We start from the raw sequence: 604 nt of genomic DNA, 5'->3' as shown, positions 1-604 counted from the left end.
GCTGTCGCTCGGCCGCGTGCGCGACGCGGTGGAGGCGGGCACCGCCGAAGGCGAGGCGATCCCCGACGACGCCAGCCAGCGCGACGCGCTGGCTGAACTCCTCTGGTCGGGCCGCCCGGCGCTGCCGGTGAAAGGCGCCGACGGCAAGCCGCTCGGCCGCGTGACGGTGGACGGGCTGGTGAAACGCGCAGCGAGGCCGGCGTGAAAGAGGCCGGTGTAAAAGCCTGGCTTCCGTCGCTGCTCAGGCTTGTCCTGGTGGTGTTGCTGGTTGCGTTCGTGACCAATCCCGGCTGGTTCGAACCGCTGCTGAAGCCGCTGACCGAGAACAACGCGCCGGCAGTCTACAATCAGGGCAGCCTTTTGGCGTTGACGCTGCTGCATCTGCGGACCGTGCTGAGCGCGACGGTGGCGGCGACCATCGTTGCCGTGGCGCTCGCCATCCTGGTCACCAGGCCGGCCGGCGTCGAATTCCTGCCGCTGTCGCGCAGCCTGGTCAATATCGGCCAGACCTTTCCGCCGGTGGCGGTGCTGGCGCTGGCCGTGCCGGCGGTCGGCTTTGGCGAGAAGCCGACACTGATCGCGCTGTTTCTCTACGGCCTTCTGC

2 pseudogenes are annotated in these 604 nt (G+C 69.2%); both read left to right on the top strand.

The window, feature by feature from the left end:
* Positions 1-205 (top strand): annotated as a pseudogene (locus EOA86_RS37510) (ABC transporter ATP-binding protein); the annotation flags it as partial.
* Positions 202-604 (top strand): annotated as a pseudogene (locus tag EOA86_RS37505) (ABC transporter permease); the annotation flags it as partial. The pseudogenes EOA86_RS37510 and EOA86_RS37505, both read left to right, overlap by 4 nt.

Origin of the sequence: Mesorhizobium sp. M5C.F.Ca.IN.020.32.2.1 (assembly GCF_004023105.1) — a bacterium.
In the GTDB taxonomy this organism is placed as follows: Bacteria; Pseudomonadota; Alphaproteobacteria; order Rhizobiales; family Rhizobiaceae; genus Mesorhizobium; species Mesorhizobium wenxiniae.
This window is presented reverse-complemented; position numbering and strand designations above follow the sequence as displayed.